Source organism: Pantoea sp. ARC270 (assembly GCF_003236725.1).
Taxonomy (GTDB): Bacteria; Pseudomonadota; Gammaproteobacteria; order Enterobacterales; family Enterobacteriaceae; genus Pantoea; species Pantoea anthophila.
Map to the genome: position 1 here is coordinate 124,984 of NZ_PUGA01000003.1, position 22,837 is coordinate 147,820.

At 59.6% G+C, this 22,837-nt stretch carries 20 protein-coding genes; 9 read left to right on the forward strand and 11 right to left on the reverse strand.

Annotation, left to right across the window (positions count from 1 at the left end):
- Positions 1–52: 52 nt before the first annotated feature.
- Complete coding sequence (locus CKF42_RS02830) at positions 53–463, forward strand: DUF6515 family protein (RefSeq protein WP_111207445.1); 411 nt, start codon at positions 53–55, stop codon at positions 461–463.
- A gap of 104 nt (positions 464–567) precedes the next feature.
- On the opposite strand, the gene osmE is transcribed toward CKF42_RS02830, so the two are convergent.
- Positions 568–903 (reverse strand): osmotically-inducible lipoprotein OsmE, encoded by a 336-nt coding sequence (gene osmE, locus CKF42_RS02835; RefSeq protein WP_009090559.1) that lies wholly within the window; start codon positions 901–903, stop codon positions 568–570.
- Between the two features lie 296 nt (positions 904–1,199).
- On the opposite strand from osmE, the gene CKF42_RS02840 reads away from it, so the two are divergent.
- The 4 genes from CKF42_RS02840 to cho all read left to right on the forward strand — a co-directional run bounded on the left by CKF42_RS02840 (position 1,200) and on the right by cho (position 5,218).
- Positions 1,200–2,402, forward strand: coding sequence for a multidrug effflux MFS transporter (locus CKF42_RS02840; protein WP_111207447.1), 1,203 nt, complete (start codon positions 1,200–1,202; stop codon positions 2,400–2,402).
- 118 nt (positions 2,403–2,520) lie between these two features.
- Complete coding sequence (gene nadE, locus CKF42_RS02845) at positions 2,521–3,345, forward strand: ammonia-dependent NAD(+) synthetase (RefSeq protein ID WP_009090562.1); 825 nt, start codon at positions 2,521–2,523, stop codon at positions 3,343–3,345.
- A 60-nt stretch (positions 3,346–3,405) separates the two neighbouring features.
- The gene (gene yddG, locus CKF42_RS02850) at positions 3,406–4,290 is read left to right on the forward strand and encodes an aromatic amino acid DMT transporter YddG (RefSeq protein ID WP_111207448.1); all 885 of its coding nucleotides are present in this window, start codon (positions 3,406–3,408) and stop codon (positions 4,288–4,290) included.
- A 67-nt stretch (positions 4,291–4,357) separates the two neighbouring features.
- Positions 4,358–5,218, forward strand: a complete 861-nt coding sequence (gene cho, locus CKF42_RS02855; protein ID WP_009090566.1) for an excinuclease Cho — start codon at positions 4,358–4,360, stop codon at positions 5,216–5,218.
- Positions 5,219–5,291: 73 nt separating this feature from the next.
- Here the strand turns inward: cho and spy are convergent, their stop codons facing one another.
- From spy to CKF42_RS02885, 6 genes are all read right to left on the reverse strand, one after another.
- Positions 5,292–5,786 carry an ATP-independent periplasmic protein-refolding chaperone Spy gene (spy, locus tag CKF42_RS02860; protein WP_009090567.1) on the reverse strand — a complete coding sequence of 165 codons (495 nt, stop codon included), beginning with the start codon at positions 5,784–5,786 and terminating at the stop codon, positions 5,292–5,294.
- Positions 5,787–6,093: 307 nt separating this feature from the next.
- Positions 6,094–7,089 carry a succinylglutamate desuccinylase gene (astE, locus tag CKF42_RS02865; RefSeq protein ID WP_111207449.1) on the reverse strand — a complete coding sequence of 332 codons (996 nt, stop codon included), beginning with the start codon at positions 7,087–7,089 and terminating at the stop codon, positions 6,094–6,096.
- Between the two features lie 50 nt (positions 7,090–7,139).
- Positions 7,140–8,468, reverse strand: coding sequence for an N-succinylarginine dihydrolase (astB, locus tag CKF42_RS02870; protein WP_111207450.1), 1,329 nt, complete (start codon positions 8,466–8,468; stop codon positions 7,140–7,142).
- A complete protein-coding gene (gene astD / locus CKF42_RS02875) occupies positions 8,465–9,934 on the reverse strand; it encodes a succinylglutamate-semialdehyde dehydrogenase (RefSeq protein ID WP_111207452.1) in 1,470 nt (489 codons plus the stop codon). The genes astB and astD overlap by 4 nt, the downstream gene beginning before the upstream one ends.
- Positions 9,931–10,962: an arginine N-succinyltransferase gene (gene astA / locus CKF42_RS02880; RefSeq protein WP_009090571.1), complete on the reverse strand. Its 1,032-nt coding sequence runs from the start codon at positions 10,960–10,962 to the stop codon at positions 9,931–9,933. Before astA ends, astD begins: the two co-directional genes overlap by 4 nt.
- Positions 10,959–12,197, reverse strand: a complete 1,239-nt coding sequence (locus CKF42_RS02885) for an aspartate aminotransferase family protein (protein WP_111207454.1) — start codon at positions 12,195–12,197, stop codon at positions 10,959–10,961. Before CKF42_RS02885 ends, astA begins: the two co-directional genes overlap by 4 nt.
- Positions 12,198–13,106: 909 nt before the next feature.
- Here CKF42_RS02885 and CKF42_RS02890 point away from each other — a divergent pair.
- The gene (locus tag CKF42_RS02890; RefSeq protein WP_111207456.1) at positions 13,107–14,180 is read left to right on the forward strand and encodes a porin; all 1,074 of its coding nucleotides are present in this window, start codon (positions 13,107–13,109) and stop codon (positions 14,178–14,180) included.
- Positions 14,181–14,219: 39 nt separating this feature from the next.
- Here the strand turns inward: CKF42_RS02890 and CKF42_RS02895 are convergent, their stop codons facing one another.
- Positions 14,220–15,791 (reverse strand): bifunctional diguanylate cyclase/phosphodiesterase, encoded by a 1,572-nt coding sequence (locus CKF42_RS02895; RefSeq protein ID WP_046101709.1) that lies wholly within the window; start codon positions 15,789–15,791, stop codon positions 14,220–14,222.
- Positions 15,792–16,198: 407 nt separating this feature from the next.
- Here CKF42_RS02895 and CKF42_RS02900 point away from each other — a divergent pair, with 407 nt between their 5' ends.
- The 3 genes from CKF42_RS02900 to CKF42_RS02910 all read left to right on the forward strand — a co-directional run bounded on the left by CKF42_RS02900 (position 16,199) and on the right by CKF42_RS02910 (position 18,850).
- The gene (locus tag CKF42_RS02900; protein ID WP_111207458.1) at positions 16,199–17,743 is read left to right on the forward strand and encodes a methyl-accepting chemotaxis protein; all 1,545 of its coding nucleotides are present in this window, start codon (positions 16,199–16,201) and stop codon (positions 17,741–17,743) included.
- Between the two features lie 321 nt (positions 17,744–18,064).
- Positions 18,065–18,547 carry a MarR family winged helix-turn-helix transcriptional regulator gene (locus CKF42_RS02905; RefSeq protein WP_233501019.1) on the forward strand — a complete coding sequence of 161 codons (483 nt, stop codon included), beginning with the start codon at positions 18,065–18,067 and terminating at the stop codon, positions 18,545–18,547.
- A gap of 102 nt (positions 18,548–18,649) precedes the next feature.
- Positions 18,650–18,850, forward strand: a complete 201-nt coding sequence (locus tag CKF42_RS02910) for a hypothetical protein (RefSeq protein ID WP_111207460.1) — start codon at positions 18,650–18,652, stop codon at positions 18,848–18,850.
- A 90-nt stretch (positions 18,851–18,940) separates the two neighbouring features.
- Here the strand turns inward: CKF42_RS02910 and CKF42_RS02915 are convergent, their stop codons facing one another.
- From CKF42_RS02915 to CKF42_RS02925, 3 genes are all read right to left on the reverse strand, one after another.
- Positions 18,941–20,263, reverse strand: coding sequence for a PAS domain-containing methyl-accepting chemotaxis protein (locus CKF42_RS02915; protein WP_111207461.1), 1,323 nt, complete (start codon positions 20,261–20,263; stop codon positions 18,941–18,943).
- Positions 20,264–20,440: 177 nt separating this feature from the next.
- The gene (locus CKF42_RS02920; RefSeq protein ID WP_111207462.1) at positions 20,441–21,868 is read right to left on the reverse strand and encodes a YchO/YchP family invasin; all 1,428 of its coding nucleotides are present in this window, start codon (positions 21,866–21,868) and stop codon (positions 20,441–20,443) included.
- 171 nt (positions 21,869–22,039) lie between these two features.
- Entirely contained in the window at positions 22,040–22,837 is a 798-nt protein-coding gene (locus tag CKF42_RS02925) for an SDR family oxidoreductase (RefSeq protein ID WP_111207464.1), read from the reverse strand.

Here is a 22,837-nt window from a genome sequence, read left to right on the forward strand (position 1 = left end):
TTTCTTCTGTAAAAAGCGAATTCTGCCTCCACTCGTCTGTGGAGAATGCCCGATGAAAAAAATGATCGCCTCACTTCTGACGCTGACACTCTTAGCGCCCGCCCTGGCTTCTGCGCATCCCGGCGGCTGGGGCCCGCCGGGAGGATGGGGACCGCATGAGGGATGGGGCCGGCACGGTGGCCCCGGTCCGCGCTGGGGAGGGCCAGGTCCGTTGCGCTTTCTGCCCGAGGCCGCCACCGCCGTATTGATTGGCGGGCTGACCTACTACCTGCTCAACGGTAACTATTATCAGCGTCACGGTGAGGAGTATGTGGTGGTGGCGCCACCGCCAGAGACGCGGATCAGCGGTGAGATGCGGGTGCTGGATTTTAACGGCAGGCGTTTTTATGTGCAGGATGGCCACTACTACCAGCGGCAGATTGACGGCGATTATGTCGAGGTGCCGCGCCCGGCAGGATTGTAACGGCAGGCTTGCCACCCACTCTTCGCGCCGGAGGGCATGAAACAGTGCCCCAACGAAAAACGGCCCGTCATAAAGACGGGCCGTTTACCATTCAGAAGCAGCGATTACTGCTGAACCTGCGGATCGGTGTCATACTCCGCGCAGCTCTGGAAGCCGTAGTTCATGACACGGCCGGTGTCGTTATAGCTCACGAAGTAAGTCTGTGCTTTACCGTCGCGCTGACCCAGAACATACGTCTGGCAGGTGCCGCGCGCGTGAACCATGGTAATTTCAGTTGAAGGCGAACCGGCGATCTGACGAACCTGATCGCGGGTCATCCCCTTTTTAACATCCTTAACAACTGGCTTAGTCACGTAGCTTTCCGCACGATCATAAGTCGTACAACCAGACAGTGCCGCCAGTGTCAGCGCCGCAGCGATACATCCCATCACCTTCTTCATCTTGTTGTTCCTCATTTATTGTCCATGTGGCATCAAGCCTGGAACATAAATGCAGGTTTATCAAGTTTATGGCGGCCTTTTTGTGGCAGACGGAATGTCAGGATTCCGTAAAGAAGGCTGTTTTGCTGTCAACAGAGACGTATACTCCCCGTCATCCGAACCCTCTGATTTTGCGCCGTTTCCGTGACGCTGTCCTGCGCGGATGCCGATCAGGGTGCCCGCCGCACTGCCGGACGCTCTCTGGCGCAGGCTGGCCCGCTTTCTCTTCACCCCATCGCTGACGACCCCGAGGAATAATGACTCCTGCACACTCCAACCGCCTGGTTTATGCCATCACGCTGGGCCTGCTGGCCGCACTGGGCCCGCTCTGTATCGATCTCTATCTGCCCGCTCTGCCTCAGATGGCGCGGGACCTCAACACCGAAACCGCCACGGCTCAGCTGAGTCTGACCGCCGGCCTGCTGGGGCTGGGAGTTGGCCAGCTGCTGTTTGGCCCGATGAGTGACAAGTTCGGCCGTCTGCGTCCGCTGACCCTGTCGCTGGTGCTGTTGTTTATCGCCTCGCTGGGATGCGCACTGGCGCAGGATATCCACCAGCTGCTGGTGGCGCGCCTGTTCGAAGGCTTAGCCGGGGCCGGTGGCGCGGTGCTGTCACGGGCGATAGCGCGCGATATGTACAGTGGTCATGAACTGACGCGATTCTTTGCCCTGCTGATGCTGGTCAATGGCCTGGCGCCCATCGGCGCACCGGTGCTGGGCGGTGTGCTGATGACGATCGTCGACTGGCGCGGCATTTTTATGGTGCTGGGCGGCATTGCCATTCTGCTGATCCTGCTGGCGCGCTGGAAGCTGCATGAGACGCTGCCGGAAGCCCGCCGCAGCAAAGGATCGATCTTCTCCGCTTACGCCGCGCTCGGCCAGGTGGTGACCCATCGTCCTTTCATGGGCTTCTGCCTGACCCAGGGCTTTATGATGTCGGGCATGTTCGCCTACATCGGCGCCTCTCCGTTCGTGCTGCAGCAGCTCTACGGTCTGTCGCCGCAGGCGTTCAGCTTCTGCTTTGCGGCCAACGGCATCGGTCTGGTGATCGCCTCCCAGACCAGCGCCCGCCTCTGCCCGTTGTGGGGCGAATATCGGGTGCTGAAAGGCGGCCTGACGCTGGCCTTTGTCGCCTCCAGCCTGCTGCTGCTCTGCGCCCTGTTTCAGGCACCGCTGGCGCTGCTGCTGGTCGCGCTGTTCTTTACCATCGCCAGCAATGGGGTGATTGCCACGACCGCCTCCTCACTGGCGATGCAGAGTCAGGGCCATCGCGCTGGCAGCGCCTCTGCGGTGATTGGTGTCACCATGTTCACGCTGGGGGCGATTACCGTGCCCATCACCGGCATCGGCGGTACCTCGGTGCTGAGCATGTGCGGCACGATCTTCGGTTGCTTTATGCTGGCCATTTTAATGTTTACCGTGCTGGCGAAAAAACCCGAACCTCAGCGAAAAACTCACTGATTTCGCAATGGTTAGCGCGAATCAGTTAGCGCTTTGGCTTGTTGTTTTCGTGAAGGCACGTTAGCTTTAATAACACGTTCGCATCGAGCCGACAGGCCACTGACCTGAGGAGAAGTTCATGTCACTGCAGCAGGAAATTATTGAAGCCCTGGGTGTGAAGCCCACTATCGACGCCGACCAGGAAGTGCGGGTCAGCATCGATTTTCTCAAAGCCTACCTGAAACGCCACAGCGGACTGAAAACGCTGGTGCTGGGGATCAGCGGCGGCCAGGACTCTACCCTGGCGGGCGCGCTGTCGCAGCGGGCCATTACGGAGCTGCGTGAAGAGACCGGCGATAACGACTACACCTTTATTGCCGTGCGTCTTCCCTATGGGGTGCAGGCGGATGAGCAGGATTGCCAGGACGCGCTGGCCTTTATTCAGCCTGACCGCTCACTGGTGGTTAACATCAAAGAGTCGGTTCTGGCCAGCGAGCGCGCGCTGAAAGAGGCCGGGATTACCCTGTCCGATTTTATCCGCGGCAATGAAAAAGCGCGTGAGCGCATGAAGGCGCAGTACAGCATCGCCGGCATGACCAAAGGGGTGGTAGTCGGTACCGATCACGCCGCGGAAGCGGTGACCGGCTTCTTCACCAAATATGGCGACGGCGGCACCGACATTAACCCGCTGTTCCGCCTTAACAAGCGTCAGGGCAAGCAGCTGCTGAAACATCTTGGCTGTCCGGAGCACCTCTATCTGAAGAAGCCGACCGCCGACCTGGAAGATGACCGTCCGGGCCTGCAGGATGAAGTGGCGCTGGGTGTCACCTACGAGATGATTGATGACTATCTGGAAGGAAAAAGTATTCATCCTGACAGCGCGAAAATCATTGAAGGCTGGTATCTCAAAACCGAACACAAACGTCGTCCGCCGATCACGGTTTTCGACGATTTCTGGAAGTAATCCTGCGCCTCCTTTGCACAGGCAAGGGGGGCTCCTTTCACTCACGCTGTTGATCGCTACATGCCTGCCACCGTTTCACGCGCCACCCTGATCGGGCTTATCGCCATTCTGCTCTGGAGCACCACTGTCGGCCTGCTGCGCAGTGTCAGTGAGGCCTTTGGTGCCACCGGCGGCGCGGCGCTGATCTACACCACCACCGCCTGTCTGCTCTGCCTGACCCGGGGTCTGCCCAGGCCAGGGGCGATGCCTGCGATCTATCTCTGGATCGGCGGCGCGCTCTTTGTCGGCTATGAGATGGCGCTGGCGCTGGCTATCGGACTGGCGAGCGATCGCCGTCAGTCGCTGGAGCTGGGGATGATCAACTATCTCTGGCCCTGCCTGACGATCGTGCTGGCGATCCCGTTTAATCAGCAGCGTTTCCGCGTCTGGCTGTGGCCCGGTCTGCTGCTGTCGCTGCTGGGTATCGTCTGGGTGATGAAAGGCAGCGGCAGTGGCGCGCCGGCGCTGCTGTGGCAGAACATGCTGCGCAATCCCGTCGCCTATGCTCTTGCCTTTCTGGCCGCCCTGACCTGGGCGCTTTATAACAATTTCACCCGCCGCTATGCGCGCGGTGCCAACGGCGTCACGCTCTTTTTTATCCTGACCGCGCTGGCGCTGTGGCTGAAATTTGCCGTCAACCCGACACCGCTGACCTTTGCGCCGCTGCCGCTGCTGGAAGTCCTGTTTGTCGGCCTCTCCACCGCCATCGCCTATTCCGCCTGGAATCACGGCATTCAGCAGGGAAACCTGACGCTGCTGGCGACGGCCTCCTACTTTACGCCGGTGCTGTCGGCCCTGCTGGGATCGCTGTGGCTCGGCCTGACGCCACCGCTCGCTTTCTGGCAGGGCGTGGCGATGATCACCCTGGGCTCCCTCATCTGCTGGCTGGCGACACGGCCGCGCTGATCAGACGGCTGGCGATCATTTCACCGGTTTGTTATGCTGTATGGACAACCAGTAAATGGAGTCCACTTTGGTCAGACGTGCTGCCTCGCATCGCCTCGAACCCGACGCGAATGCGCTATATCAATATCCCGAACACCTGCGTGAGTGGCTGGAAGGCCTGCCGAATCACCCTGGCGTCTACACCTTCCACGGCGAGAGTGAGTCGCTGCCGCTCTATATCGGCAAAAGCGTGAATCTGCGCTCGCGGGTGATGTCCCATTTTCGCACCCCTGACGAGGCGAAGATGCTGCGCCAGTCGCGACGCGTCAGCTGGATCCCCACCGCGGGCGATCTCGGCGCGCTGCTGCTGGAAGCACAGATGATCAAAACCCAGCAGCCGCTGTTTAATAAACGCCTGCGCAAAAACCGGCAGCTCTGTTCATTGCAGATCACCCACGGCAAACCCGAAGTGGTCTACGCAAAGGATCTCGATTTCAGCCAGTCACCTAATCTCTTCGGGCTTTATCGCAGCCGGTTTGCTGCGCTGGAACGGCTCAAGCAACTCGCCGATGAGTATCAGCTCTGTCACGGTTTGCTGGGTCTGGAAGCCCTGAGTCCGCAGCGGGGCTGCTTTCGTTCGGCACTGCGCCGCTGCGCCGGGGCCTGCTGCGGTAAAGAGCCGGTCAGCGATCACCAGGATCGGCTGCTGGAAGCGCTGGAGAACGTGCGGGTCTTCTGCTGGCCGTGGCAGGGTGCCGTGGGGCTGGTGGAAGAAGGCAAACAGATGACGCAGATCCACGTCATCGATCACTGGTTCTATCTGGGGTCGGTCAGCAGCATGGAAGAGGCAAAAAAACTGCAGCGGCCCAAAGGGGGATTCGATCACGACGGCTACAAAATCCTCTGCCGTCCTATCCTCTCGGGTGACTACCCTATCCTGCCGCTGTAAAAAAACCGCCGGTGCTGTCCACTTACCTGCAGTGGACAGCACCGGCGGTCTCAGAAACGCCGCTTAGCTCAGATTATTCAGCCGGTGGTGCCGGTGGCGCCATGTTGCCTTCGCGCGGGCCTTTTTCGGTCAGGCGCTGCTCAAAGTTGGCGTTGTACTGTTTCTTCTGCGCCGGCGTCAGCACGTTATAGAGTTTGTTCTGGGTTTCCAGCATCTTCAGCGCATGCTCTTTACCGTTAGCAGACATCTTCTCTGCCTGCGCTTCGGCTTTGCTCTTATCGAAGCTGTCAGCCGCGATGATGTCGTGCATCGCACGGCGATCATCCTGTGACGGACGCTGCATATCTTTGTGGCTCTCTTTCATGATGTCGCGCATCTGGGTTTTCTGCGCGTCGGTCAGATTCAGACCGTGGAACATCATCTCCATGCCGTGGCGCATTGGCGGCTTATGCATCGCTTTTTCGCTGCCGGCTGGCGGAGGCGTCAGGGAATCCGCGGCGGCATGGACGGCGCTGGCTGCACCAAACGCCAGCGAAGAAGCCAGTAACAGGGAAGTCAGTTTGCGCATAATAGTGTCCTTATGATTCATGATAATGACGACAGCACTCTGTCGCGTCTTCGGAAACAAGAATACGACGCTGAACGTCAACTACTCAGAGCCTGAGTAAAGCCGTGAAAGCATAAAAGACAAAAATCCGGCAATCATGAAGAGAATGAGAAGAAAGGCGTGAGGAATTGAAAAACTTTATGAATTTACAGCGAATTTCGCAGAAATCGTGGAGGAGTGTAAGGGTTTCGGCAGGAAAGCGGAAGAGGATCTCCCGCTTTCCTGCCGATTTTTAGCGCGGATCGCTGTAACCCGTCAGTTACCCACGTCAGAGAGGCAGCGCCTGGGTCTGTTCGCCCTCTTCAATCAGCATCAGGCCGGCACGCAGCCCGGCAGCAACGCCAGGATTCGGGAAAAGCACATATTCCCGCGCCTGCTGCACGTAGTAGCGGGTATCCCCATCCTCGGCCAGCAGCGTGCCCTGAGGAAAGGCGGTAAAGTTCAGCGTCTCCGGCGTCATGTGCAGCCTGAAGTGCTCACTCAGCCGGGTGATCTGCTGCGCAACCCGATAGTGGCGCGGCTTCACGCGGGTGGCGGGCATGGGGTCACCAAAGAGCAGCGCCGCCAGCGCCTGCTGTGCGGCACTAAACTGGCGCAGGTCGTTTTCGCCAAACGGCAGCGCCTTCCCCAGCTCCAGGGTGCAGCTGGCCGCACCGAAATGTTCACAGCTGAAATGGGTAAAGGTTCCGCCCGGTGCGCGATGAAAGACCAGCGCCTCCAGACCGGCAGCCGCCAGCCAGTCGAGAAACGCGGAAGGCCAGGGACGATCGTTTTGCGGCATGACGCCGAACTGCGGATGGTATGAGCCGCGAATCGCCGTGTGCATATCGAGATGCCAGCGCGTCTCATCGCATTCGCCCAGCAGCCAGAAGTTCTCCAGCGCCTGCTCCAGCCGCAGCACGCGGCGCGCCTCATCGCCATCGTCCACCTGCTGCCAGCGTCCGCCAAACAGCCGGTTAATATCATAACGGACATAGCGTTTGCCGGTGCGCAGCGCAGAGGGATTGCCCAGAATCACCAGCATCCGCTGCTGTAGCGGCTTTTCGCCGCGAAGCAGCGCATTGACCAGCTGATTCATGATTTCCACCGGGGCCGTTTCATTGCCGTGGATCCCTGCCGAGAGCACCAGCGCCTGCTTAACGGGCACAACCGGCTCCATCAGCAGGATGCCGTGATACAACCACTGCCAGCGAAGATGCGCCGTTTCCCCCCTGCGCTTTCGCGGTGCCTCACCGGACAGTGTCTGCTGCAAAAAGTCCTGCATCGTTCCTCCTTTACGCCTCAGGCAGGTGGCAGCCCGTGCTGCCATCGCCTTCACTGCTGAAATGCATACACATTTCCTAAGTCTAGCAGCTTCGTCAGTTCATCCAGCGCGTCACGACCCTCCCGCAGCAGCTGCGGATCCACCAGGTCGGCCTGGGTCAGCCGATCGCGGTAGTGGCGGTCAACCCAGCTGTTCAGGGCGGCGAACAGCCGATCGTTCATCAGCACGGCGGGATTGACGGCCTGCTGCTCCTGAGGCGTCAGCACCACCCGCAAACGCAGGCAGGCTGGCCCACCGCCGTTGTACATACTTTCACGCAGATCAAACACCTTCAGATCCTTCAGCGGCCCATCCCCTTCCACCTGCTCGCACAGGTAACGCCAGACGTCCGGATGCTGACGCGACTCTTCCGGCAGCACCAGCATCATGGTGCCGTCGGGACGGCTCAGCAGCTGGCTGTTAAACAGATAGGTGTCGACCGCATCTTTTACCGACACCCGATTGTCCGGCACTTCCAGCGCCACAAATCCGGGCACGCGTGCCCAAAGCTGCGCCAGCAGTGCAGGCTGATCGACAAACGCCTGCTGATGGCAGAAGAGCATCTGCTGGTTACTCACCGCGATCACATCGTTATGAAAAACCCCCTGGTCGATAACCGCCGGATTCTGCTGCGCAAACAGCAGGTGTTCAGGTGAGAGCTGATGCAGACGGGCGACCGCTTCACTGGCCTCGCGCGTCTGGCGCGCCGGATAGCGCTGCGGGGCTTTCCCCTCATGGCTGCTGTCACGGCCATAGACAAACAGCTGTACGCCCCGCTCGCCATAGTCGCCCCCCAGGCGGTTGTGATTTGCGGCTCCTTCATCGCCGAACATCGCCACCTGAGGCAGCGCATCGTGCACCGCAAAATGGTCTCTGTCGCGGAAGATGGCGCGCAGCAGCCCGGCGGTTTCCGGGGCTTCCATCGCGCGGTGAAATTTATTGTTCAGGTTGGCCACCGTCAGGTGAACCCGGCCATCACCGCTGTCGGCTGACGGCGACACGGTGGCCGCATTGGCGACCCACATCGCCGAGGCGGAACTGGCGGCAGAGAGTAAGCCCGGCGCGGTTTTCCCGGCCGACGCCACGACCTGCTCGTCACTGCCACGGAAGCCAAGCTGACGCAGCGCCGCGATATTAGGACGCTCATGCGGGGGGATCACCCCCTGCACAAACCCCATATCGGCCAGCGCCTTCATCTTCAGCAGCCCCTGCTTTGCCGCCAGACGGGGATTCGAGGGCTGCAGCTGATTGCGGGTTGAAGCTTCATTACCAAATGAGAGCCCGGCATAGTGGTGGGTCAACCCCACCAGACCGTCAAAGTTCGCTTCGGTGGCCTTCATAGCAACGTCTCCGAGGGTGAGAAATCCAGGCCAGGTGAGAGCGTGGCGGGCAGCGTCAGATCCGGCGACTCCAGCGAGGCCATCGGCCAGGCGCAGTAGTCTGCCGCGTACCAGGCGCTGGCCCGATGGTTACCCGAGGCCCCAATGCCGCCAAACGGCGCGGTACTGGCGGCACCGGTGAGCGGTTTGTTCCAGTTGACGATGCCGGCTCGCGCCTCCAGCAGCAGCTGATCAAACTGCGCGCGCAGGGGGGAGATCAGGCCACACGACAGGCCGTAGCGGGTCTGGTTCGCCAGTGCTATCGCCTCGTCAAAGGTGTCGTAACGGATCACATTAAGCAGCGGGCCAAAAACCTCCTCATCCGGAATGCCCTGCACGCCGGTGATATCAATGATGCCGGGCGTCAGGATCGCGCTGTGGCGATCCGGCCAGCGCATCGCCAGCAGCACCTCGCCGCCCGCCTCCACCCGCCGCTGCCACTCCGCCATGATCTTCTCTGCCGCGCCGGTTGAAATCACGCTGCCCATAAAAGGGGGCGGTTCGGCATCCCAGGCCGCCGGCTGCAGCCGGCCTGCAACCTCCACCAGCCGCTGCAGAAACGCCTCTCCCGCCGCTCCGCGCTTCACCAGCAGGCGACGGGCGCAGGTGCAGCGCTGTCCCGCCGTAATAAAGGCGGATTGCAGCGTGATATTGACCGCCGCATCCAGGTCCGCCGGATCCTCGACAATCAGGGCATTGTTGCCGCCCATCTCCAGCGCCAGCATCTTTTCAGGCTGACCGGCAAACTGGCGATGCAGCTGATAGCCGGTATGGGCGCTGCCGGTAAACAGCAGGCCGTCGATCTGGCTGCAGCTGGCCAGCGCCTGGCCCGTTTCACGTCCGCCCTGCAGCAGCCCCAGCACACCGGCAGGCAGGCCTGCCGCCAGCCAGATCTGCACGGTTTTTTCGGCGGTCAGCGGCGTCAGCTCACTGGGTTTGAAGACCACGCAGTTTCCCGCCAGCAGCGCCGGCACGATGTGGCCGTTTGGCAGATGACCGGGGAAGTTATAGGGGCCGAACACCGCCAGCACGCCGTGGGGACGATGGCGCAGGGAACTTTCGCCCTGCTGCTGTTCACCGGTGCGGCTATGGTAAGCCTTCACTGAAAAGCCGATTTTATTGATCATCGCCGCCACTTCGGTCAGCGCTTCCCAGCGCGGTTTCCCGGTTTCACGCGCAATGGTGTCGGCCAGCTCCGCTTTTTGCGCGTCCAGACCGGCCGCAAATTTTTCGATGATCGCCTGGCGCTCCGCCAGCGGGCGGGTTGCCCAGCCCGGAAACGCGGCGCGCGCCGCCTCGCAGGCGGCGGCGACCTGCTCTGCCGAAGCCGCCTGCCCCTGCCAGAGCGGTTCCCCTCTCACCGGGTCCGCTTTCGTCAGGTGCTCTGCCTCACCGCTCTGCCACTCTCCCTTAATCAGGTGCGTCATGCTGTTTTCTCCTCTTTGCAGAGCGTCACCACCCGCAGGCTGTCGCCCGGCTGGCAGTGGAGCGCCCGCATCTGTTCGTCCGTCAGTTTTATGCTGTCACCGTCGGCATCTGCCGGGATCAGCGCCACACGGAACTGGCGGTAATGGTTATTGGCGACCAGGCAGAGCGGTGCATCCGCCGGATTTTCACCCCGCTCTGCGCCGCGCAGCCGGCTTTTGCGAATGGCGCGGATGCGGTCAATGTCGCACTCCAGTGTCGGGCCGCCATCAAAGATGTCGATATAGTTGAGGTAGCGGAAGCCCTCCGCTTCCAGTACGGCCCGGGCAGGTGCCGTCTGCGGGTGAACCTGGCCGATGACCGCCTGCGCCTCCGGGGTCAGATAGTCGATGTAGAGCGGATGTTTCGGCATCAGTTCGGCAATAAAGGCTTTCTGGCCGGTGCCGCTGAGGAAGTCCGCTTTGCTGAAGTCCATTGAGAAGAAGCGGCTGCCGACGCTCTCCCAGAAGGGTGAGTGGCCCTGCTCATCGCTGACGCCCCGCATCTCCGCGACTACCCGCTCCATAAAACGGTCACGGAAGTTAGCCATAAACAGGAAGCGTGATTTGGAGAGCAGATAGCCATTTTTGCCGTCACGATACTCAGGGTCGAGAAACAGGGTGCAGAGCTCGCTGCTGCCGGTGTGGTCGTTACTCAGCGACAGGGTCGGCAGCGCGGCGTAGACGTTCAGCTCTTTCGACGCGTGCACCTGAGTGCCGACGCGGAAGTTATACCAGGGGTCCTGCAGGCCTACCGCCACTTCAATGGCGCAGATGCCCACCGCGCGATTATCTTCACTGTCGGCCAGCACAAAGACGTAGCCCTGCTCAGCGCGCGGCAGCGTATCCTGCCAGGTTTGCAGCGATCGATCGATTCGCGCCTGAAGCGTGGCGCTATCGACCGGCAGCGAGGTCAGCCCGCCGCCGGTTTTGCCTGCCAGCGTCATCAGCTGGCTTAAATCATCGCGTTCAACCGGACGGATTACCATCATGATGCGGACCCTCGTAATGATGCGGACCCTCGTACCAGGCTTTCACAGGCCTCGGCAAAGCGTGCCATACCCAGCTTCACCTCCTGCTCGCTGATGTTCAGGGCCGGGGCAAAACGCACCACGTTCGCGCCCGCAATCAGCACCATGACGCCCATCTCAGCGGCAGCCAGGTTAATCGCTTTGGCTTTGCCGGCATACGCATCGCTCAGCACCGCACCTATCAGCAGGCCCAGGCCGCGCACCTCTTTAAACAGCTGCAGACGCTGGTTGATCTCCGCCAGAGCCGAGACGATCCACTGGTGACGCTCTGTCACTCCCGTCATAAAGTCCGGCTGATTGACCAGTTCCATCACTTTACCGGCCACCGCGCCCGCCAGCGGATTACCGCCATAGGTGGTGCCGTGTGTGCCGACACCCATCACGCTCGCCAGATCGTCGCGCGTCAGCATCGCCCCAATCGGGAAGCCACCGCCGAGCGCTTTGGCGCTGGTCAGGACATCGGGTGTGACGCCGTAGTGCATATAGGCATAAAGCGAACCGGTGCGGCCCACGCCGCTCTGCACTTCATCAAAAATCAGCACGGCCTGATGCCTGTCGCAAAGTTCACGCAGTCCGCGCAGGAACGCCGGATCGGCAGGCAGCACGCCGCCCTCCCCCTGGATGGGTTCCACAATCACTGCGCAGGTCTGGTCATTAATGAGTTCCGCCGCGGCCGCCAGGTCATTAAACGGGGCGTGCTGGATGGCAGGTGGCAGCGGGGCAAAATCCTGAGAGTAAGCGGGCTGTCCCCCGGCGGTAACGGTAAACAGCGTGCGGCCATGAAACGCATTCTTAAATGCCACAATGCCACTTTTCTCCGGGCCGACCCGATCGTGGGCCACTTTGCGCGCCAGCTTCAGCGCCGCTTCGTTGGCCTCCGCACCGGAGTTACAGAAAAAGACCCGGTCAGCAAAGGTGGCATCAATTAACTGCTTTGCCAGTCGCAGGATCGGCTCATTGGTGTAGCCATTGCCGGTGTGCCATAAACGGGCGGCCTGCTCCTGCAACGCCTGTTGTAATGCCGGATGCGCATGCCCTAACGCATTCACGGCGATGCCACCGGCGAAGTCGACGTAGTCTTTGCCATTCTGATCCCAGACGGTTGAGCCCTCCGCGCGAACCGGGACAAATGTCGCGGGTGCATAAACCGGCATCATCCATTGATCGAAATCGTGACGTGAAACGTGCAGTGCCATAACCCATTCTCCTGCTTTCCCGGTCGGGTAAAGCTATTGTTTTAAAATTGTTAAGGGATGTTGTAATGCAGCCCTACTGTAGAGTGCAGTTAACGTGCCAGCCAGAGAATTAACTGCATAAAGTCGTCATCATGACGCAATATCAATAAGTTACACGCCGCTGCTATTCACTTTTTTTGCATATATAGTGAATAATTGTCTGATTGCAGCGGCAGAGCCGGGTTTTAAATAGCGGAATTATGCAATCGCGGGATGAAATATCGCTTTTGTGATCGCTGATAAACAATCACTCCGCAAAAGGCCCGAAGAGTGCCCTGTTTTAGCGCAGCCTGCCTCGCGACGGTGCAGGATGAGGCGCAGAATATTCAGCGAGAGAGGATGACGACATGCCAGGATTTAACAGAATCTTTTCATTTAAGCGGGCAGACCGACGTCTGGCCTGATTATTTTTTAAGCGGATAAATAAAATGAAAACGATTTCTTCTGCATTATTCCCGGCGTGATGATTGGCAGCGGAATAATCTTTGAAATAAAGATGAACAGATATTGCTACGCAGGCTAATGGTTAGAATAAAACCCTTATCGCTTATTTGCATTAATGCTTTATCCATAATTTAACCAGCGGGATTGATGATTTAAAAACGTACAAACTGCCAGGGGAAGAAAAGCTACATCTAAAAATTAACCACTGATAATCATCATTTTTTTATTAAATCCGGTAAAATTAATCAGAAGAAATACTTATTACCCCAGAATTTAATCGTCTTTCAGACACGCATTTTCCTTTACTGAATATGCATATCACATTTTGTTACTTTTATTGCGCTTTGTGATTTTAACTTTTTGTGTCATTTTCTTTTCTCCCCGCAACGGGGGCATAATAATTAATGAATACAGGGTAATGAATAAATGATGAAGCGCACTTTACTGGCGGCTGTCATGCCGTTACTGCTCGGTCTCTCTTCAGTGCAGGCCGCAGAAATTTATAACAAGGATGGAAATAAGCTGGATCTGGTCGGCAAGATTAACGTGTCGCACCTCTTTTCTGACGACGATAAGAACAACGGTGATACCTCCTCTTATTCCCGCCTGGGTTTTAAAGGCGAAACAAAGATTACCGATCAGCTGACCGGCTACGGTTTCTGGCAGTATCAGTACAGCCTGCACAACTCAGAAGGCAGCGATGCGCAGAGCGGCAACCGTACCCGCCTGGGTTACGCTGGCCTGAAGTTTGGCGAAGCCGGTGCGCTGGATTATGGACGTAACTACGGCCTGGTGTATGACGCGCTGAGTTACACCGATATGCTGCCCTTCTTTGGCGGCGATTCCGGCTACACCGACGCCTTCCTCTCTGGCCGCTCAACCGGCGTGCTGACCTGGCGTAACAGCGATTTCTTTGGCCTGGTTCAGGGATTAAACGTTGCCGCGCAGTATCAGGGTAAAAACGATCGCAGCGCTAACACCGACGGCGTTCGTCGTTCTAACGGCGATGGCTTTGCCCTCTCTGCCTCTTATGACTTCGATTTCGGCCTGAGCTTCGCCGGGGCCTTTGCCAGCCTGGATCGCACAACGGCGCAGAACGCCGCCCCACGCGGTGAAGGTGAAAAAGCGCAGCACTGGGCGACCTCAGTGAAATATGATGCGAACCAGGTTTATCTGGCCGCGATGTATGGTGAAACCCTGAACGCCACGCCGATCACCAACGGTTTCGCAAACAAGGCGCAGAACTTTGAAGCCGTTGCTCAGTATCAGTTCCTGAATGGTTTCCGTCCGTCTGTGGGTTACGTCTCATCAAAAGGTAAAGAGATTGAGAATATCGGCGACGCCGACATTTTCAAATACACCGCGGTGGGTGCGACCTACTACTTCAACAAGAATATGTCGGTCTATGGCGAATACCGCATCAACCTGTTGAAAGACAACAACCCGCTTAAACTGGCCACGGATGATATTACGGCCGTGGGTCTGATCTATCAGTTCTGATGCCCGTGCGGCCCGGCACACGCTGCCGGGCCCGTTTTTTTATCGCTGTGCCAGCTGAGCCTCCGGGTCTGGCTCAATAACGGAGACGGCGGCTTCCTGGATGAATCCCTCTGCATCCGCCGACGCCAGCAGCAGTGTGGCCTGCTCAGCCGGTATCGGACGACTGAAGAGATAGCCCTGACCGTAGTCACAACCGCGCTTTCTCAGCCATCTCAGCGTTGAGACATCCTCAATACCTTCTGCGGTAATAATGACGTTCAGCTCCTGACAGAGCGTCAGCAGGGTTTCCACCACCTTGCGCTGCTCCGACCCGGTGACGATCCCGGCAATAAACGACTGATCGATTTTGATTTTGGTAATCCCCAGCCCCAGCAGCACCGACAGGTTGGAGTAGCCGGTGCCGAAATCATCCAGCACGACCCCAATCCCCTCCTCCCTGAGGCGTCTGATCGCCTGACGGGCATCGTCGGAGATCGCCATCACGTTCTGTTCAGTGATTTCGAGCTCCAGCATCACCGGCCCGGCCTGCTGCATAATGGCGGAGAGGCAGTTGGTCAGCGCAGGTCTCAGCAGCTGCTCCGGGGTGATATTCAGCGACAGACCGAGCCCGGCAGGCCATGCCCGCGTGGCGCTGACGGCATCCTGCAGCAGCGCCACGGTCAGGCTGTCCATCAGCCCGAGCCGCTCTACCACGGGCAGAAACTGCGCGGGTGCCACCGTCTGACCGGAGGCGGTGATCCAGCGCGCCAGGATCTCAAACCCGGTGATGTTGCCGGTGCGCAGCGAAACCAGCGGCTGCAGGAAAGGCACGATGGCATGCCCGCTCACGGCAGCGGCGACCTCATGCTCCAGCTTCTCCCGCTGCAGGAAGCGCAGCGCCATATCCGGCGTGAAGCGGGCCAGACAGGCCTCTTTATTGCGCTTCGCCTCACAGAGCGCCAGATCGGCGGCCCGCACCACATCCTCCTGTCCCGGACAGTCAGAACTGGCAATACCGGCAGAGAGGTGCATAACGGTATGCGGCCCGGTGCGGATGGATGAGGCATGCTCACAGATCCTGCCGGCCTCCACCAGCGCCTGCTCGGCCTGAGACGCCGCCATGACCAGGGCAAACTCATCGCCACCGATGCGAAACACCTGACTTTCCGTGCCAGCCGACGCGGTCAGCATCGACGCGAGCGCCACCAGGATAGTGTCCCCCTGACGATGGCCGTTGAGATCGTTGATAGTTTTAAAATCATCGATATTAAGCAGCGTCAGGGTATAGGGCATCCCACAGGCATCCAGCGCGGCGATATGCGCATTGAACGATCGGCGATTGAGTACGCCGGTCAGCGCATCGGTTCCGGCCAGCCTGAGCGCATTTTTTTCGGCCAGCAGCATTTTGCGGATCAGACCCGCAATCAGCAGCGCCGGAATCACCATCGCCAGCCCGGCGAAAGCAGTCGACGTCAGGATGAACCGTAAGCGTTCGCTGGTTTCAAAATCCAGGTTATAGCTCAGGCCGAGCAGATGAGCGAGGTGCGCCTCAAGCCCATATTCCCACAACGTGGAAAGTAAAAAGATGGTCGCAATATTCAGCATTGCGAGCCAGAAAAGTTTCAGGCGCATGCGTTAATTCCTGGTGATGAAAGGTGTCAGAGTGTTGTTTTAATTTTTCTGTAAAAAACCGGGGCGTGATGGTTAAACACGGTCTGCGCGTGGCTGACAATAATGACCCCTTTTTTTCTGCCTGGTACTAATCAGGCGTTCTCACTGGCTGTGTGACAGTGAGGCAGAGGATCGCTCCTGACCGGCAGGGGCAGAACTGATCACTCATACCAGTCAGGGATCTATCGGCAGCGGCGGGCGTTTTAACAGGTCCGACCGGATAAATTAATCCCCCTGCGGGGTTTCTTCCCGGCAAGTCACTGAATAGCACGGTAATAAATAGTGCTCAATTTAGTTAATAGCAACCCTCCAGAATTGCCGCTGACGGCCGATACCGTCTTAACTAATGACCCCTTCCGGAAAAACACATGAAAATCTCAACGCGTCTGAGTGCAGGTTTTGGTTTACTGATTTTGCTGTTAGTTATCTGTGCTGGCACAGCGATTCACGCCCTGGACAGTGCCCGCGATGGCATGAACGAGGTGGTGAATGTGCGGCTGAAAAAGTATCAGACGGTGCTCGATATGCGGGGCGGCGTCCGTGATATGGCGATTGCCGTGCGCAATCTTGCCCTGCTGACCGATCCGAAGGCGATGCAGCCTGAGTGGGAACGCCTGCAGAAACAGCGGGCGCTTTACATCAGCAACCGCGAAGCGCTGGCACGCATGATGCAGACGGACGCCGGGCAGGCCGGGCGGGAAGCGATGGAGCGGATCGAGTCCAGCGAGGGTGCGGCCCTCTCCACGCTGATGACGGCGGGGAAACTGGGGCTGGAAAACCGTCAGCAGGAGGTCACAGATTATCTGTTAAACGTCGCGCGACCGGCACAGCAAAGCCTGCTGAAGGCAATAAACGAGCTGACCGAGCTTGAGATGCGCAGCAGCCAGGAGACCGTCGTGGAGAATGGCAACAGCATTGGTCGCACCACCCGCATACTGATGATCCTGACGGTCATCTCTCTGCTGGCGGCGGTCGCCACCTGCACATTCATTGTGCGGATGCTGATGCGCCAGCTGGGCGGTGAACCGATCCAGGCGCAGACGCTGGCGGCAGCGATCGCGGCTGGTGATCTCACCTCGCCGGTCACGCTGCGGACGGGTGACACGACAAGCCTGCTCGCCTCACTGAACAGCATGCAGACACACCTGCGCGGCATGGTCACGCAGATTAAAGACGCCTCGGCGTCGGTTGCGCTGGCGGCCGATGAGATTTCCCAGGGCAACACGGAGCTCTCTTCACGCACCGAAGAGCAGGCCGCGGCCCTGCAGGAAACCGCAGCCAGTATGGAGCAGCTGACCGCCACAGTGAAAAGTAATGCCGCAGGCGCGCAGCAGACAGCGGGTTCTGCGCGCGAGGCGGCCATGCTGGCCCATGACGGCGAAGCGGATGTGCATCGTCTGGCGCAGACCATGCAGGAGATTTCGCTGAGTGCGGTCCGGGTCCGGGATATCACCGCGGTGATTGAAGGGATCGCTTTCCAGACCAATATTCTGGCGCTCAACGCCGCCGTGGAAGCGGCGCGCGCCGGTGAAGAGGGTCGCGGATTTGCGGTCGTTGCCGGTGAGGTCCGTTCACTGGCCCAGCGCAGCGCCACAGCAGCCCGTGACATCAAACAGCTGATTGAGCAGGCCGTGACGCAGGTCGAAGGCGGTGTGAGCGTCGCGGCGGGAACGGGTGAACGTATTCTGAAGATTGTCAGCCGCGTCGGTGAACTGGCCGATGCGATGGACAACCTCTCACTCTCCTCCAGCGAGCAGATGCAGGGTATCTCTCAGGTCAGCGTTGCGGTAAGTCAGATGGATGGGGTTACCCAGAACAACGCCGCGCTGGTGGAGGAGTCCTCGTCAGCCTCGCAGTCACTGCTGGCCCAGGCGCGCGATCTGCGCGGCATGGTCGAGACCTTTACGGTTTAACGCTCTCCGGCAGACCACGCCGCACCGAACGTGGCGGGTGGAGACGTGCTGAACGCGCAGCCGCTTCAGCACGTTGTGCACCCGGCGTGGCTGCCGGTTGGGTTGACTTCAATTTAATTTGACTCAATACTGGTTTGCCTTTCCATCCGGGGGCAACGGAACCGGTTTCTTCCCGCCGCAACGGCCCCCGACAGAGCGGGTGCCTGACAGCGTAAAGCGAGGTGGCCGCCAGGGTTGCCAACCCGGAGCAACTGCGGTGCCCTTACAGCGGAGACGCATCAGGATGCCGCCCCCCGTCCCCGACTCAGAATGAGTAAACATATGAACGATGAAACCACGGGGATCTGTGAAACGCCGCCGCATGGCGCAGCACCGGAAACGATCGATCAGTTTCTCTGCTTTGCGCTCTACTCCGCCTCCCTCGCGATGACAAAACTGTATCAGTCACGGCTGAAGCCGCTGGGGCTGACCTATCCGCAGTATCTGGTGCTGCTGGTGCTGTGGGAAAAAGATCGCCTGACCGTTTCCGAAATCGGGGCGCGCGTCCGGCTCGACTCCGGCACGCTCAGTCAGCTTCTTAAGCGGCTGGAGAGTGCGGGCGTGATCTGCCGCCAGCGTGATACCGGCCAGGATGAGCGCCGGGTATGGGTCTCCCTGACCGAGCAGGGCCACCAGCTTAAAGTGACGGCGGCGGGCGTGCCGGCAGATATGATTTCGGTGATGGACACGGCCTGCCATGAACTCGTCGATCTGACAGCCCAGGTCGCTAAGCTGCGGGACAAATTAGTGAAGGCGTTGCCATGATGGCCGCACACATCAGGGCGGCGGCCAGCCCGGGCTCGCGGCATCGCCTCAGCAGACCGCTTTCAGAAAACATTCAGCAACACTGTTGCGCGGGGGTCGCCTTTGAGCACGAATAAACCGGTCGACATGGATGAGGTGCATGCCGTGGTCGGCCATGCGGTCGCCAGCCTGCTGAGGTCTGGCCAGCCAGCGGGCGCGGAGGAGATCCTGGCGTTTCTCCGGCAGCAGGAGGCGCGCTCCGTCAACGGCCAGAGAGATATCTATACCCATGCATTACGGGTGGTGATGGCCATCGTGCGCTGACAGACGCGCTGCCGGACGACAGGCTGACGGGATGCAGGCCCTGCCGGGCCGCTGCTGCGGCGGACTGTTCAGCCCGCCTTTTATGGGCGATTACTCGCCGTGTGCCGCCCGGGCAACCTCACGCACGGCGCTCTCAACCCGCTCCGAATCTTTCTGAATGCTGGCGATAACCTCGCCTGCCTCACGCATCAGGCTCACTCCCTGACCGGTACTCGCCAGCGACGTTTCAATGCCACGCAGCACCTCTCGCGCCAGTTCGTTATTGCCCGCCACAACCCGTTCGATCTCCTCGGTCGCGCTGCTGACGCTGGCGGCCAGGGTGCGCACCTCGGCCGCGACGACGGCAAAACTGCGGCCCGACGCGCCTGCCCGCGCCGCCTCAATGGCGGCATTGAGGGCGATCAGTCGGGTCTGCATAGCAAAACGCCGGATGGTTTCTACCATGCCATCGATGCTGGCAGACTGACTGTTGAGGCGCGAGACATCGGCCGACACATCGCCCATCTCCTGAGCGATCTGGCTGATCTTCTGAATGCTGTTTTCAATCACATTGGCCCCGGCCTGCGCACTGCCCCGCGTCTGAACCGCCATATTCCAGGCGTTCAGCGCCGCGTCATATTCCTGCTGATTACGCAGCACCTGCTCCGTCACATCGGTGGCGAACTTCACAATTTTGTCGAGCTGCCCGTCGCTGTTGAAGACCGGATTGTAGGTCGCCCTGAGCCAGAGCGGTTCGCCCCGCCGGTTGAGCCGGGGAAACTGCCCCGAAAAGAATTCCCCCTGATTCAGCCGCGCCCAGAACTGACGGTACTCCTCGCTCCCTGAAAGTTCCGCTGAACAGAAAAGCCGGTGATGCTGTCCCACCACTTCCGCAGCCTGATAGCCGGTGGCCTGGAGAAAGTTGTCGTTTGCCTCCAGCACAATCCCGTCAGGGCTGAAAGCGATCATCGCCATCGAGCGGCTGATCGCGTTTATGATGGATTCCTTCTCCAGCGACGACTGCATCCTCTCTGAGATATCGGCGGCGATCTTGATGATTTTGAACACCCGGCCGCGTCGATCGGTCACCGGAATATAGCTGGCCTCCAGCCAGACCGGACGCATACCGTTAGCCAGCCGCAGATATTTGTCGCTGAAGCTCTCCCCTGCCGCGAGGCGCTGCCAGAAACGCTGATATTCAGCCGAGTTCACCAGCGCAGGCGGACAGAACATGCGGTGATGCTGACCCACGATCTCCTCCGCCCGGTATCCCATCGTCGCCAGAAACAGCGGACTGGCCCGGCGGATAATGCCAGCCGGGGTGAACTCAATCACGGCCATGGCGCCGCCCAGCGACGTGAACGACGCGGCAGCGTGCAGGCCACGCTGACGGATAAAGGAGGGAAGCAGAGTTTTCAGTACATTCAGGCGCATCAGCAAATCCGAAAAGGAGTGGGAACTGCTGTAGTTATCGGCATTTTCCCGTCACGCCTTATCCATTGCTGCGATAGTTGCGGCTGATGATTGCAACATGATGTTACTGCTTTTCAGCCCCCGCCCGGCTCAGGCAGAGCAGGCGGGACAACGCCGCCGCAGAGGCCGCGGAGGTGGTTACAGCGCCGCGCCGGGAGCCATCAGATCGAAGCGATCGTTCTGCGACACGTCATCCATCGGCATCGGTGGCGCAATCTTCAGAGTGATCCAGTTCGAGGTCACGCGCTGCTGTTTGCTGTCCTCCAGCGTTACCGACAGGCGATATTCGTTGCTGGCATCGGGTGACGGGTCCCACTGCGGCAGGATCACACTCCAGCCCTGCGGATCGGCATTGTTGGCAGGCGGTGTCAGGCTCAGTGCCTGCGTATCGCCCTGCCAGCTCACCGCCCGGATAGCATAACTGGCGCGCACCTGCAGCTTCAGCGGCAGACTCTCGCCACTGCTGAGCTGCCAGGGCGGGGTCGCCAGAAAGACCGACAGGGTTTTACGCTGACGGAAGGCGAGCACCGGCGTCTCACTGCGGGTCACCGTATCGTAGCGGCTGCCGCGCAGCGAGTGCGCTTCGGCGACGTTATCGGCATCAAGCTGGCGGCGCAGCGCCACGCCGAAACGGTAGTTGAGCTTCAGACCCAGCTGATCCTGGCTCTCGCCGGCGCTGCTGGTTTTGTGGGTGGCGGAGAGCGTCACCAGAGGCACCGGCGTGTAGGAGAGACCAAACGACATGGCGGAAGGGTTGTGATAGCGGTTGCCGCTGTTAAACAGATCGACATTCTCCCCCAGATAGCGCTGATAGCTGACGGAGACGCCGAGCTGCCGGTAGAACGGCAGATAGCTCTGGCTGGTGATGTCATAGCCGCGCGCCATCCGCTGCTGCCGGGAATCGCTCAGGTTTTTCCAGCCGGAGAGAGGCTGATAGTAGTTGGCGGAGAGGCGCAGCGAATCGCTCCACGCCTCTGTGCCGACCGAGGCGCGCTGCAGACCGCTGCTGAAGGTGCGGTCGACAAAGCCGTTGTATCCCAGCAGCCAGTTACCCGCCTCCCAGCGCTGGCCCAGTCCGGCGTTGCCGACCAGCCCATCGTCAGTTTCGTGCAGGCCAAGCTGGCTGAAGGTGAGCAGGCTGTTTTCATCGGCCAGGGCGCTGAAGAGATCGCCGCCGGTGCCGGTGAAGTTTCCGTCCATGTCCACTTTCAGATCGAGCTGTGCAGTGCCGTAAGGCGACAGCAGCGACTGCCCTTCGCTCTCTACCCGTTCGGCCACCTCATCCCGCAGATGATTGAACGCCCAGATGCCCGCCTGCTGGCCAAACGTGACGTTGCTGTCGTTTTTGCTCGCCTCGCCGATACTTTTGGCGACGGCCGCCAGCTTTTTGCTCCACGCCTCATCCTGATCGCTGGCACTGCCGAGGGTCGGCAGGGCGTCGCTGTAGCGCGCAGGATCGTCGAATGGCGTCTCTGACACGGCGGTGTCGGTCTGAAACGCGTGCGCGGCGGGTATCGCGGAGAGCGACAGCGTGATTAAGGCGAGAAAACCCGTTTTCCGTATCATGTCACCTGGTAAATTGATTGATTCGTTGCTGCAACAAAAGCCAAATTATCAATCATTACCTTAACATATTGTGACGGCGATGCAGGACAGCAGCGGCAAAATGTGCATATAACAGAAAAGTCTGGCTGAAAAAAGCCCGCCTGTGCGGCAGGCCAGCCGCGTCCGACGCCGTCAGGAGAAGATCAGACCCCCATCCACATTAATGGTCTGACCGGTGATGTAGCGCGCATCCTCGGAGGCCAGAAAGGCCACCAGTCCGGCCACATCCTCCGGCTGTCCGGCGCGCTTCAGCGGAATGTTGTTGACCCACTCCGCCATCAGCTCACCTTTGCCGTAGGTTTTCTTTTCGCTGCTGAGGATCGCTCCCCAGACCCGATCGTTATAATCCCACATCTCACTCTCAATGATACCGGGACAAAAGGCGTTGACCGTGATGTTCCACGGGGCCAGCTCCAGCGCCAGGCTCTGCGTGATGCCAATCACCCCCATTTTGCTGGCGGCATAGTGCGGCGTGTAGATAAAGCCCTGCCGTCCCTGCCCCGACGAGGTGTTGATCAGGCTGCCGCTGCGCTGCGTCACCATATATTTTGCCGCTTCACGACAGCAGAGCCAGACGCCAGTGGTATTGACCGCCAGAATCCGCTCAAAGTCGCTTTTTGGCAGCGTATCGAACCGGTCAATGGTGATGACGCCCGCATTCTGGATCGACACATCAATCTGACCAAAGCGTTCGGCGGCCTGCTGATAGAGCTGCTGCACCGCGGCTTCATCGGTCACGTCAGCCTGCAGCGCCAGAATCTCACTGCCATACTGCTGCCGCAGCTGGTCGGCGGTGGCAAACACCCGGTCCGCATTGGACACCATCACCAGCCGCGCCCCGTCGCGGGCGAACCGCGCGGCGATACCGGCTCCAATCCCCCGGCAGGCACCGGTGATCACGACAGTTTTTCCCTGCTGTTTTCCGTTCAT